This is a genomic window from Pseudohongiella nitratireducens (genome assembly GCF_001642735.1).
Classification (GTDB): domain Bacteria; phylum Pseudomonadota; class Gammaproteobacteria; order Pseudomonadales; family Pseudohongiellaceae; genus Pseudohongiella; species Pseudohongiella nitratireducens.
Map to the genome: position 1 here is coordinate 1 of NZ_LWHM01000031.1, position 13,073 is coordinate 13,073.

The 13,073-nt window shown below is 55.8% G+C and carries 8 protein-coding genes and 1 tRNA gene; 1 reads left to right on the forward strand and 8 read right to left on the reverse strand.

Annotated elements, in window-relative coordinates; translation table 11 throughout:
* Nucleotides 1-77: 77 nt before the first annotated feature.
* Nucleotides 78-1,268 (forward strand): ISL3 family transposase, encoded by a 1,191-nt coding sequence (locus PSCS_RS10530; protein ID WP_068809987.1) that lies wholly within the window; start codon nt 78-80, stop codon nt 1,266-1,268.
* A 114-nt stretch (nt 1,269-1,382) separates the two neighbouring features.
* On the opposite strand, the gene PSCS_RS10535 is transcribed toward PSCS_RS10530, so the two are convergent.
* The 8 genes from PSCS_RS10535 to thrC form a co-directional block, all read right to left on the reverse strand.
* Nucleotides 1,383-1,472 (reverse strand) — tRNA-Ser (locus PSCS_RS10535).
* A 61-nt stretch (nt 1,473-1,533) separates the two neighbouring features.
* Nucleotides 1,534-1,737: a carbon storage regulator CsrA gene (csrA, locus tag PSCS_RS10540; protein WP_068812071.1), complete on the reverse strand. Its 204-nt coding sequence runs from the start codon at nt 1,735-1,737 to the stop codon at nt 1,534-1,536.
* Nucleotides 1,738-2,053: 316 nt separating this feature from the next.
* Complete coding sequence (locus PSCS_RS10545; RefSeq protein ID WP_068812072.1) at nt 2,054-3,286, reverse strand: aspartate kinase; 1,233 nt, start codon at nt 3,284-3,286, stop codon at nt 2,054-2,056.
* A 113-nt stretch (nt 3,287-3,399) separates the two neighbouring features.
* Entirely contained in the window at nt 3,400-6,006 is a 2,607-nt protein-coding gene (alaS, locus tag PSCS_RS10550; RefSeq protein ID WP_068812263.1) for an alanine--tRNA ligase, read from the reverse strand.
* Between the two features lie 226 nt (nt 6,007-6,232).
* Nucleotides 6,233-7,324 (reverse strand): AI-2E family transporter, encoded by a 1,092-nt coding sequence (locus tag PSCS_RS10555; protein WP_068812073.1) that lies wholly within the window; start codon nt 7,322-7,324, stop codon nt 6,233-6,235.
* Nucleotides 7,325-7,468: 144 nt separating this feature from the next.
* Nucleotides 7,469-9,652, reverse strand: coding sequence for a protein-disulfide reductase DsbD family protein (locus tag PSCS_RS10560; protein WP_068812074.1), 2,184 nt, complete (start codon nt 9,650-9,652; stop codon nt 7,469-7,471).
* A 217-nt stretch (nt 9,653-9,869) separates the two neighbouring features.
* Entirely contained in the window at nt 9,870-11,663 is a 1,794-nt protein-coding gene (locus PSCS_RS10565; RefSeq protein ID WP_068812075.1) for a DHH family phosphoesterase, read from the reverse strand.
* Nucleotides 11,657-13,048, reverse strand: a complete 1,392-nt coding sequence (gene thrC / locus PSCS_RS10570) for a threonine synthase (protein ID WP_068812076.1) — start codon at nt 13,046-13,048, stop codon at nt 11,657-11,659. The genes PSCS_RS10565 and thrC overlap by 7 nt, the downstream gene beginning before the upstream one ends.
* Nucleotides 13,049-13,073: the final 25 nt, after the last annotated feature.

Here is a 13,073-nt window from a genome sequence, read left to right on the forward strand (position 1 = left end):
GGCTCTACATCATTAACGGGGGACACCGGCATTACATTAAACTGATTTTGCGACGATCACTTTAATGGAGAACACCGATGTCCCTCGCAGGCACAATTATAGGCATACCTGAGCTTCAGATTGAACGGATAGATCATCAGAAGAACCTCGAAGTGTGGGCCAGTCCCGCACGACGACCACTTTGCAAGCACTGTCAGCACCAGCATTTACACATCAAAGCCACCCATCAGCGCACCGTCAAACACACCCGGCTGGGCAATAAGGTAATGACCTTGCACCTGCGCGTACCCAAGTACCGCTGTCTCAAGTGTCACCGCTATTTTCGCCATCCTTTCCTGGGTATTCGACCCCGCTACCGCGCCTCTGAAGCCTTCCGACTGGAGGTCTTTGAAGCCCATGACGGCGGTATCACCCAGCGCAAACTCTCACTGACACATCGGATCAGCGCTGCCACCATCGAGCGCTGGTATCAGTATCGGGTTCGCATGAGAACTTCAGAGATGAGCGGACGCCCCTGTCCTCAGGTGCTGGGCATTGATGAGCATTTCTTTACCCGTAAAAAGGGCTACGCCACCACTCTCGTCGACCTGAACAACCGTAAGGTCTTTGATGTCAAACTGGGGCGCTCAGAATCGTCTCTACGCCGCTATTTACAAGGGGTTGAAGGCAAAGATCAGGTGCAGATCGTGGTCATGGATCTGTCAGAAACCTATCGCAGTATTGCCCGACGACACTTCCCCAATGCCAAGATTGTTGCCGACCGTTTCCATGTCGTGCGACTGATCAATCAGCACTTTTTGAAACTGTGGCAACAGCACCACCAGGAGGGCAGAAAAAACCGCGGGCTACTCAGTCTGATGCGCCGACATAAGTGGCATCTGAGCGATGAACAGCACGCAAAACTGATGGATTACCTGGCCGAGTTTCCTGTCCTGAAAGAGCTGTACCTGATCAAGCAAAGGCTGATGCGCTTTATCCTGCTCAAAACCCTCAGAGTCAAACGAATGAAGCAAAAACTGCCACAGTATCTGGCGCTGTTGGAACAACTGAAAGACAGTCCGCTGAAGGCATTGGCCAAGACATTAACCTCTTGGATGGAACCGATTGTCGCCATGTGGCGCTTTAGTAAAAGCAACGGTATTACCGAAGGGTTTCACAACAAGATGGAAATGATCTCAAGGAGAGCGTATGGTTTTAGAAACTTTGAAAACTATCGATTACGAGTGCTGGCCCACTGTGGGTGGGATGGCATTGTGAACAGGGTTTAATGAGTGCTATCCCCCGTTAATGGGGTAGAGCCGGTTTAATGAGTGCTATCCCCCGTTAATGGGGTAGAGCCGATTAGCTGATCAGACCCGGGTGGGTCTGAGCTAAAGAAGAAGTGGCGGAGAGAGAGGGATTCGAACCCTCGATAGGGGTAAACCTATACGCCCTTAGCAGGGGCGCGCCTTCAGCCACTCGGCCATCTCTCCGAAAAACGGGCGCTATCATAGCATAACTATGCGTAAATGATAGGGTTGATTTCGAGGAATTTTATTGATTCCCGTGATTGTCCTGATCGTTGCCGTCATCCTTTTCTTTTTGGATGCGTTGGTAGATCTCTTCACGGTGGACGGCAACGTCTTTGGGGGCGTTGACGCCGATGCGGACCTGGTTGCCTTTGACACCAAGAACAGTGACGGTGACGTCGTCACCTATCATCAGGGTTTCTCCAATGCGGCGTGTCAAGATTAACATGATGCTTCTCCTTTCCCATACATGATATCCATTCAACCTCTCACATACTCTGGTTACCTATACACTTATCTATACGTATGGAGAGGCCCTTCAGATGCCTGTAAGGCGCATTTGGCGGCATTGTCTTGCTACCTGCGCTCTTTAGGGCACTCGAGCACCAGCGTGACTGCTTGCTGGCTTTGGGCTGCTTTCAGTCATTTGTCCCGTTCAAATCACCGCGGGGCGCTAGCCCCATCATACACATCTAGGCTGCGATACGTTAGTACCTTTGTCATGGGCGATATAACCTATGACTTTTGTCTAATTTTCCAGCAACCTAGACGTTTTCTCCCTCGTCACCCAGTCCAAAGGCGCTGTGCAGGCTGCGCACGGCCAGTTCCAGGTATTTTTCGTCGATTACGACGGATATTTTAATTTCTGATGTTGTGATGACTTCGATATTAATCGACTCGTCGGCCAGGGTCTTGAACATCTGGCTGGCGATACCGGCATGTGACCGCATTCCGACGCCAACGAGGGAGACTTTTGCGATCTTGTCATCTACTTTGACCGATTTGGCGTTGATCTTCTTCGCAGTCCCCTCGACGATCGCCTTCGCCTGGTCGCTGTCGTTGCGTTTTACCGTGAAGGTGAAGTCGGTGGTGCCATCGGAAGAGATGTTCTGCACGATGACGTCGACTTCGATGCCTGCGTCGCTGACGGGGCCTAGGAGTTGATAGGCTACGCCGGGGATGTCTGGGACGCCGGTGACGGTGACTTTGGCTTCATCGCGGGTGAAGGCGATGCCTGAGATAATGGGGGCTTCCATGAGGTTCTTGTCCTCCAGAGTGATCAATGTGCCCGGATCGTCTTCGAAACTGGACAGGACCCGCAGCGGAACTTTGTATTTGCCGGCAAATTCGACGGAACGGATCTGCAGCACCTTGGCGCCGAGGCTGGACAGTTCCAGCATTTCTTCGAAGGTGATGGTGCGCAGCAGTCTGGCGTCGTCGACGACGCGGGGGTCGGTGGTATAGACGCCCTTGACGTCGGTGAAGATCTGGCATTCGTCGGCTTTGATGGCGGCGGCCAGGGCCACGGCTGAGGTGTCGGAGCCGCCCCGCCCTAATGTGGTGATATTGCCTTCTTCGTCCACGCCCTGGAATCCGGCAACAACGACGACGCGGCCTTGGTCCACTTCGCTGCGGATGTTGTCGGCGTCGATTTCGCGGATGCGGGCTTTATTGTGGGCGCTGTCGGTGAGGACGCGCACCTGGGAGCCGGTGAAGCTGCGGGCGTCGCAGCCGCGTTTGTGCAGGGCCATGGATAACAGGGCAATGGTGACCTGTTCGCCGGTGGAGACCAGGACGTCGAGCTCACGGGGAGTGGGCTTGCTTTGTATCTGTTCGGCCAGGCCGATCAGGCGATTGGTTTCGCCGCTCATGGCGGAGACCACGACGACGATGTCGTGGCCCTGCTGACGTGCGGCAACGATCTTGTCGGCCACCGCTTCGATGCGTTCTACGGTGCCCACGGAGGTGCCACCGAACTTTTGAACCCAAAGTGCCATGTTATCTTTCCTTGACCCTGCCTGCGCTTAATGCGTTATTTATGCGTTAATTTGTAACCTGTTTTCAGGATTATTTAATTCGTCTTTGTCGACTGTTTTCGGACAACCAGACCTTAATTATTCTCGATCCAGGGTTTTACCTGGGCCAGGGCATCGTCCAGTCCGGCTGCATCAGGTGCACCGGCCATGGCCATTTCAGGGCGTCCGCCGCCCTTGCCGCCCAGTGGTTTGGCGACCAGGTTAACCAGATCTCCGGCTTTGTATTTGCCGATCAGATCTTTAGTGACACCTGCTACCAGTGCGACTTTACCACCATTATCGGCACCAAGCACTACTACGGCAGAACCGAGTTTGTCTTTTAGCTGATCCACGGTCTCGCGCAGGGCTTTGTTGTCCAGTCCATCAAGGCGGGCAGCCAGCACGGTGACGCCGTTGATCTGCTCGGCCTGGGCAGCAATGTCGTTACCGGCAGCGCTGGCGGCTTTGGCCTTGAGTCTTTCGAGCTCTTTCTCCAGCTGTCGCTGGCCGCTTTGCAGCTGCTGGACGCGTTCCAGTACGCCGTCGGCGCCGGTTTTCAGGGTCTCGCAGACCTGGCGCAGCAGTGCCTCTTCGCGGTTGACGTAGGCCAGTGCGCCGGGGCCGGTGACGGCTTCGACGCGGCGTACGCCAGCGGCAATGCCGCTTTCGCTGACCAGTTTGAATAAACCAATATCACCTGTACGGTTTACGTGTGTGCCACCACATAATTCCGTGGAGAAGTCGCCCATTGTGACAACGCGCACAACATCACCGTATTTTTCGCCGAACAAGGCCATGGCGCCCTTCTCTTTGGCCTGGTCCATGCTCATCACTTCTTTGGCAACCACTACGTTGGCCAATACCTGTTCGTTAACCATGGCCTCGATGATCGCCATTTGCTCGGTGGATACCGGGGCGTTGTGCGAGAAATCGAATCGCAGGCGGTCTGCGGTGACCAGTGAGCCTTTCTGAGTGACGTGGTCGCCCAGTACGTGCTGCAGTGCTGCATGCAGCAGGTGGGTGGCTGAGTGGTTGAGCATGATTGCGCGACGTGACTCAGCCTCGACCTGGGCATCGACCTGGTCTCCCAGGGACAGACGGCCTTCGGTCAGCTTGCCTTTGTGCAGGACGTGTTCGCCCTGCTTCTGGGTGTCACTGACTTCGAAGCGGCAAACGACTTCGTCGCCCTGCTTCACTTCCAGCACGCCCTGGTCGCCGATCTGGCCACCGGACTCGCCATAGAACGGGCTCTGGTCGAGCAGGATGATTGCTTCAGTCTGGCCGATCAGGTCGTTGACGGACTGGCCGTCCTGGTAGATCGCGCTGATTGTTGCGCTGTGGTGCAGGTGCTCGTAGCCGACAAAGTCGGTGCCGTCGGTGTTCTCGATGCTGAGCTTTTCCACGGCATTGAACTGGCTGGCGGCACGGGCCTGGTTACGTTGCACTTCCATGGCGGCTTCAAAGCCTGCCATGTCCAGGGTCAGGTTATTCTCACGCGCCACGTCAGCAGTCAGATCAACCGGGAAGCCGTAGGTGTCGTAAAGGCGGAACACGGTCTCACCGGGCAGGACTTTACCGTCGAGTTTGGCGATGGCCTGTTCGAGGATCTGCATGCCGTTTTCCAGGGTGCGGGCGAACTGCTGCTCTTCTTCCTTGAGAACGCGCTCTACGCGGGCCTGGTCTTTGGCCAGGTCTGGGTAGGCGTCGCCCATTTCGGTGACCAGAGCGGCCACCAGGCGGTAGAAGAACAGGTCGCTGACGCCCAGCTGATAGCCATGGCGCACAGCGCGGCGGATGATGCGACGCAGCACATAGCCCCGGCCTTCGTTGGATGGCGTCACGCCATCGAGTACCAGGAAGGCGCAGGAGCGGATATGGTCGGCAATCACGCGCAATGAAGTATTGGTGGTGTCTTTGATACCGGTGATCTGGCCTGCGGCGTTGAGCAGGTTCTGGAACAGGTCGATTTCGTAGTTGCTGTGCACGTGCTGCAGCACAGCAGCCAGGCGCTCCAGGCCCATGCCGGTATCTACCGAGGGCTTGGGCAGCGGGATCAGTTCACCGCTGGGCTGGCGGTCGTACTGCATGAACACCAGGTTCCAGATTTCGATGTAACGGTCGCCGTCTTCGTCAGGGCTGCCGGGTGGGCCACCGGCAACGTCGGGGCCGTGATCGTAGAAGATTTCGGAACAGGGACCACAGGGGCCGGTATCACCCATCTGCCAGAAGTTGGAGTCGTCGCCCAGGCGCACAATGCGATCCACGGGGACACCGACCTCTTCTGCCCAGATCCTGGCCGCTTCGTCATCGTCCTTGTAGACGGTGACCCAGAGCTTGTCGTTGGGCAGTTGCAGGGTCTCTGTCAGAAAGTCCCAGGCATAGCGGATGGCGTCTTCCTTGAAGTAATCGCCAAAGCTGAAGTTACCCAGCATTTCAAAAAAAGTGTGGTGACGGGCGGTGTAACCGACATTTTCCAGGTCGTTGTGCTTGCCACCGGCGCGCACACAGCGCTGGGAGCTGGTGGCACGGGTGTAGCCGCGTGACTCTGTACCCAGGAACAGTTCCTTGAATTGCACCATACCGGCATTGGTGAACAGCAGCGTCGGATCGTTGCCGGGGACCAGCGGGCTGCTGTCCACGACCTGGTGACCGCGTTCACGGAAGAAATCCAGAAATGCCTGGCGTATGTCGTTACTTTTCATGAAACCTGTCATTACACTTTCATCCAATATCTTTGCATCCAAAATCTTTGTTAACCAGTTACGCTTAGCGGCTTATCACTGGTTCTAGTCACCGGCTCTAGTCACTGGTTCAGGTCACTGGTTCAGGTCATTGGCTCAATCGGCGCCGAACCGGTTGCGCGAAAAACGCGCGATTATACTCTCTTAGGGCCTGTTAACACTAATTTGCTGTCTTTTTCACGAAATATCAGGGCTTGTTCAGCAGCTCGGATGTCTCATCCGGCAGGTCAATTTGCCCGTTGCTGGACAACAGGATAGCAATCGGGCGCGTTTTGGGAAAATGCGATAAAACTATCGTGGTGATAATCAGGAACGGGACGCAGAGGAACATGCCTGCGATACCCCAGATATAGCCCCAGAGTGCCAGATTGAAGAGAATCACGATAGGACTGAGGTTTAGCGAAGTGCCCATCAGTCGCGGCTCAATGACGTTGCCGATAAAGACCTGTAGTGCGCCAATCAGCACCAGTACGGTCAGCGACAGATAAATACCGTCGGGGCTTTGTGCCAGCGCAATCACCGCCGGGAACAGCGTGGCAATGATGGAACCCACGGTAGGAATGAAATTGAGCAGGAAAATCAGCACGCCCCAGACTTCGGGAAAGTCGATTCCCAGGGCCCGCAGCACAATATAGCTGAGAATACCGGTCATCAGGCTGGTGAGCAGTTTGATGCTGATATACATCTGAATATCCGAGCGCACTTTGTCGATAATGCGCAGTACGCGGCGCTCACGGCCAGGATCGCCGACCAGGGCCGCCAGCTTGGCTTTGAAGTTGCCCTGCTCAAACAGCATGAAACCGACATAAATTGTGATCAGCACCCCGTCTGCCGCCAGCCCCGTGAAGGTCAGCGCCAGACCGGTCAGAATGGCCGAGATATCCAGCCACTCACCAATGATCTGTGACATACCCGCGGAACCGATGGTTTCGTTGAAAGGGACGGACTGCCAGTGCTGTCGCAGGTTGGCTTCATAAACCCGGGTCACTGACCCCAGGTCATTCAGGCTGCCGGAGACAAACTGCACGATGATGCCGACAGCGGCAAAGAACAGCAAAATGGCAGCCAGGAAGCAGAACGGTCTGGGCAGGTGGCGTTGACCGATATGAAGTCTGCCGACCAGGTTGGCCAGAACGTTAATCAAAAACCAGAAGACGATGGCAATCACCAGCGGCAGCAACAACTGTTGACCGACAACCAGCAGATACACACTGAGCGCCACCAGCACGGCAGACACGGCAAAACTGATCAACGGTGTAATTTGTTGCCTGACGTCCATGTTGCGCTCCCTGGCTTAACGGACTTGTGCAATCAGTAAATGCTGACAGCATGGCTGCCCTCTCCGGGCAAACCATGCTGCTGATATTACAGAAGAAATAAAAGCTGGCCAAGCCTGAGTGTTGCAGAATTAGCCAGCAGTTCCTTAGATATTGTCAACGGCATCAATGACGATTGACGGTGTCAGCAATTGCGGCAGGATTCTTGGCTCTTCTGAAGGATCGCCGGAGTACAGCAGGTAGAGCGGCACGCTGGGACGGTTGTACATGTCCAGCATCTGCGTGATTTCCGGATCCTGGTTGGTCCAGTCCCCTTTCAGGTAAGCGATGCCATGCTCTTCCAACGCATTTTTTACCTGTGTGGTGCCCAGCGTCGTCTGCTCGTTGGCCAAACAGGTAATACACCAGGCAGCAGTCATGTTGACCAGCACGGGTTTGCCTTCATTACGCAATTCTTCCAGTCGTGCCATGGAGAAGGGCTCAAATTCGGCCGCTTCACCGCTCGCGCTGGCACCGCCATTACTCATTGACTGACTCATGCCGGATTGTGCGTCCAGCATCGGCATGCGCAATACAGACAGTGCGACCACCGCCAGTACCAGGCTGAAAGCCATGCCTACCCGGCGAGCGGATACTGCTGCCTGCTGGCCTTTCTGCAGTACCCACAGCGCCAGTGCCAGCAGCAGCGCTGCTGCAGCAACAGCTACCATGCCGTTGACGCCAACCTGGATACCCAGTACCCAGAGCAGCCACAGCGCTGTCGCGTACATGGGGAAAGCCATAAACTCTTTAAAGGTCTCCATCCAGGCACCGGGCTTGGGCATATAGCGCATCAGTGTCGGGCTGAAGGAGAGGATCAGGAATGGCAGTGCCATACCAAAACCCAGTGCCACAAACACCAGCATGGCCACCAGCCAGGGCTGTGCCAGGGCAAAGCCCAGCGCTGCGCCCATGAACGGTGCTGTGCAGGGGCTGGCGACAACGGTTGCCAGTACACCTGTGAAGAAGGAAGACTTGTAGCCTTTGGATTGGGTCAGACCGCTGCCCAGCCCCATCAGACCACCACCAAATTCGTAGACACCGGACAGGCTCAGGCCCATGACAAAGAACAGGAACACCAGCAGTGCGACAAACCAGGGAGACTGCAACTGGAATGCCCAGCCGACCGCTTCACCACCGGCACGCAGACCCAGCAGTACCGTTGCCAGTACCAGGAAGGCGACAATCACACCTGCCGTGTAAAGCAGACCGTGTAAACGCACCGTACCGGCTTCTTTACCGCTTTTGGAGGTCAGGCTCAGCGCTTTCAGTGACAGCACCGGGAAAACACAGGGCATCAGGTTAAGAATCAGTCCGCCCAAAATGGCGCCACCCAGAATAAACAGCAGACCGGGGCCGGCATCACTGTTACCGGCGCGCAATCCACCACTGCCACCGCTTTGTTCGGCGGCAACCGCGGCCATCGCCGCCAGACCGTCAGGTGTTGCCACATCGGCATTGACTTCATAGCCCGTGACACTGCCGTCTTCGTTTTCAACTGCCAGCAACCCGGCCACTTCTTCGGCATCGGTCAGCATGCGGCGCGGCTGGCCGTGAGTAATCTGGACCAGGCCAGGAAAAAGCGTGACATCGCGTAATGGACCGGGCTTGAGGATGCGGCGCTGTTCGGGGAAGAACCAGGCGTTATCGCTCTCTTCAAACAGGTCATCATTGGAAGCAAAGGAAAAGCTGACCCGGTCGCCAGCAATGGCAAACATGGCATCGATCGAGTCGACCTGCTCTGGCCAGTTCTCACGCTCTTCGGCCATGGCACTGGCCCACTGTGGATGAGGACGCGGCTCGGCATCACGTTCGATCGGCAATTGCAGGGAAACGCGCGTATCGTCAATGATGCAGATCATTTCACAGACCTGGTAGTAGACGTGCGTGCTGGCGTTGAACTGGTCACCCTGGATGTCTTCGGGGATCTCAATCGGGATCATCAGGAAGACTTCGCGCTCGTAAGAGAATGTCACCAGGTCAGAACCGGGGAACGGCAGCCATTCCGGCACCGGCCAGTGAATATCGCCGGGGACTGCACCTTCGGGCAGTTCCCAGTCAGTCACGAACGTGGGTTCACCACTATCGCCTGGCCACTTGGAATAGGTATGCCAGTGTTCACTGGGATCCAGTCGGATCGCAGTCCACAAGGTTTGGCCGGGTACCACGTTCTCGGTCTCGGCAACGAATTCGACTTCGATTTCCTCACCGACATAGACTTCAGCCTGTGCCATCGCAGCCAGGCCTATACTCCACATAATCAGCAAAAACCGAATCCATATCTGTCGCATCAGTGACTCTCCGTTGATATGACTGCAACTCTCTTTGCGACCTCACCAGTCGCTATCAGTCGCCAGGTTTGTGTAACTTGCTGTGTTTAGGCAGGTTTACTGTCTGAAACACAGGGCACCCTTGTTATTATGCTCACCGATTGTAGCCCCTTCGACTAACGATTGGCAGAGCGGTTTGTGACAATAAGTAACGATTTGGCCTGGTACCCGGACTCGTCTAAGGCAGGATATGGTCAACGACCAATTGCAGCTGCCGCTGCTGGCGAAAATCGTTCACATCCAGCCGGTAAACCAGCCTGACCGTCTTGCATGACGGGTTAGGCCAAATGTCGGTGTCGACGTTAAAGGCAATGGCATCCAGGCTCTGCTGGCTGCCGTGTGGTCTCACCCGCAGTTTCAGGTGATTACTGCCCACAATCCGCTGATCCAGCACGGTAAACTCGCCATCGAACAGCGGTTCAGGAAAGGCCTGCCCCCAGGGGCCAGCCTCTCGCAATGTTTCTGCGGTGGCTAACTGCAGATCCTGGGCCGCGATATTGCCATCGGTGACCACCGTGCGGGTCAGCATTTCTTCGTCCAGCATCTCCCGGGCAGTTTCCGTGACGGCCTGGGTGAAGGCCTCCAACTGATCGGAGGCCAGGCTTAATCCAGCCGCCATGGCATGACCACCAAAGCGGTCAATCAAACCCGGATGCTGGCTGGCCACACGGTCCAGTAAATCACGCAAATGCAACCCGGGTATGGAACGACCAGAACCTTTGAGTTCCATCCCCTCACTGGCGGTCACGTCAGCAGCATCATGCTGCGCCGTCGCCACGTTGCCACCAGGTGTTGTCTGTGCAGCATTTGCGAATACCAAGACCGGACGGTGGAATTGTTCTTTCAATCGTGAGGCCAGAATACCCACTACGCCCTGATGCCAGTCGGCCCGGTACAAGCAGAGAATCGGCGGCAATTCATTACCCGCTTCAGCCAGCGCCTGCAATTCCCGGTCCGCCATGATGATGGCTGCCTGTTCACGCATATCCGTTTCAATGCGTTTACGTTCCTCATTGATGGCGTTGAGTTCAACGGCAAAACGGTCAGCGTTAATGGGATCATCACTGAGCAGACAACTGATCCCCAGCGACATATCTTCCAGCCGACCCGCGGCGTTGAGTCTCGGCGCCACGGCAAAACCAAGATCCCCGGTATTGAGCTGACCCAGGTTGCGACCGGCGCGTTTGACGATGGCGGCAATACCGGCACAACAGCGCCCTGCCCGCATGCGGCGTAACCCCTGTTCAACCAGGATGCGATTGTTTCTGTCCAAAGGCACCAGGTCCGCTACGGTACCTAAGGCAACCAGGTCAAGCAGATCAGCCAGCTGTGGTTCCTTGCTGTCAGCAAATGCGCCGGCCTGACGTAATTGAGCGCGCAGAGCCAGCATCAGGTAGAAGGCCACACCGACACCAGCCAGGTTTTTGGATGGAAAGGTGCAGTCGAATCGGTTGGGATTCACGATGGCATCGGCATCAGGCAGGGTGTCACCGGGCAAATGGTGATCGGTAATCAGCACGTTGACCCCGGCCGCCTTCAGTGCGGCTACGCCGGTGATACTGGAAATGCCATTATCGACAGTAATAACCAGATCCGGTTTTCGGGCCAGCGCCATGTCAGCCACTTCCGGGCTGAGGCCATAGCCGCAGGTGAAACGGTCCGGGACAATGTAATCGATATGCTGAAAGCCCATTTGCGTCAAGGCACGGATCACCAGCGCACAGGACGTGGCACCATCCGCATCAAAATCCGCCACAATGAGGATACGGCCCTGTTGCTGCCGAATGTCTGCCAGTAAGGCAGCAGCTTTTGCAATATCCTGGAGTTGGGCGGGAGGGTGCAGACCGGCAGCATCGAGCTGCAGTTCTGCCGGGTCCTGAATCTGACGGCCCGCATAAATGCGGGCCAGCAGGGGTGACACATTGGCAAGCAGTGCCTGAGAGGGTTCAGCATGGCGCTGGCGTATCAGCATAACTGTTGGCGCATATATCCTGTGACCGCTGAGATGTCGTTGTCGAGCACGTCGTAGCGCTCTTCACGTTCAAACAGATCCTGCATGTGCAATGGCAGGGCCGGATTTTCCAGTCCCGCTTTTTTCACAGCGTCGGCAAATTTGACCGGATGCGCCGTGGCCAGGGAAATCATCGGTACCGCCGGGTTGCGGTGACAGCGACGGGCCGCTTCAACACCAATGGCGGTATGCGGATCCAGCAGGAAGCCGGTATCCTGATAAATCTCGGCAATCACCTTGCAGGTTGTCTCATCATCGACGGCATAACTGCTGAACAGTGACTGAGCTTTTTGCAGCAAGGCCTCGGGCAGTTGCTGCTGTGTTTCACCCAGGGCTGTGACAAACTTCTCTACCGCCTCACCATCACGATCAAACAGATCGAAGAGGTAACGTTCAAAGTTACTGGACACCATGATATCCATGCTCGGTGACAGCGATGCCTTGAGCTCGCCCAGCGAGTAATCATTCTGGCTGATCAGGCGATGCAGGATGTCGTTGTGATTGGTTGCAATCACCAGTTGATCGACCGGCAGCCCCATGCCACGCGCCAGGTAGCCCGCGTAGATATCACCAAAGTTACCGGTAGGCACTGAGAAGGATACCGGACGATGCGGCGCACCAACCTGCAATGCTGCGTAAAAATAGTAGACGATCTGCGCCATGATGCGCGCCCAGTTGATCGAGTTGACCGCGACCAGTTGGCGATCTTCCGGCAGAAATGACTGGTCGCCGAACGCGGTTTTAACAATCTTCTGACAGTCGTCAAAGTTACCGCGAATGGCAATGTTATGCACATTTTCACCGGGTACGCTGGTCATCTGGCGACGTTGCACCTCAGAGACGCGCTGATAGGGATGCAAAATAAACAGATCGATATTGGCGCAATGACGACAGCCTTCCAGGGCGGCAGAACCGGTGTCACCGGAAGTGGCACCCAGTACCGCGACTTTCTTGTCGTCACGAATCAGCACGTAATCAAGCAGACGACCCAGCAGTTGCAGGGCAAAATCTTTAAACGCCAGCGTAGGCCCGCAGTACAGTTCCAGGACCCACTCATTGCTGTTGATGTTGCGCATTGGCGCCACAGCACTGTGCGAGAAGTCACGGTAACTGTTGGTAATCAACTGCTTGAGTACTTCGTCAGGTATCTCGCCATTAACAAAGGGCTTGATGACATGGAAAGCCAGCTCATCGTATGGCAAGCCTGCCCAGCTGGCGATTTCCTCTTTGGAAAACCTGGGTAACGTTTCCGGCACGTACAAACCACCATCCGGAGCCAGGCCGGTTAGCAACACTTGTTCAAAACTGCTGGCCGGTGCTTTGCCCCGGGTACTGATGTATTTCATGGCCCCTGCCCTTACTTGTTCCCTT

Coding starts and splice junctions, on each gene's coding strand:
- alaS (WP_068812263.1), bottom strand. CDS start 6,006: ATGAAAAGTAACGACATACGCCAGGCATTTCTGGATTTCTTCCGTGAA.
- PSCS_RS10565 (WP_068812075.1), bottom strand. CDS start 11,663: ATGCTGATACGCCAGCGCCATGCTGAACCCTCTCAGGCACTGCTTGCC.
- csrA (WP_068812071.1), bottom strand. CDS start 1,737: ATGTTAATCTTGACACGCCGCATTGGAGAAACCCTGATGATAGGTGAC.
- PSCS_RS10530 (WP_068809987.1), top strand. CDS start 78: ATGTCCCTCGCAGGCACAATTATAGGCATACCTGAGCTTCAGATTGAA.
- PSCS_RS10555 (WP_068812073.1), bottom strand. CDS start 7,324: ATGGACGTCAGGCAACAAATTACACCGTTGATCAGTTTTGCCGTGTCT.
- PSCS_RS10560 (WP_068812074.1), bottom strand. CDS start 9,652: ATGCGACAGATATGGATTCGGTTTTTGCTGATTATGTGGAGTATAGGC.
- PSCS_RS10545 (WP_068812072.1), bottom strand. CDS start 3,286: ATGGCACTTTGGGTTCAAAAGTTCGGTGGCACCTCCGTGGGCACCGTA.
- thrC (WP_068812076.1), bottom strand. CDS start 13,048: ATGAAATACATCAGTACCCGGGGCAAAGCACCGGCCAGCAGTTTTGAA.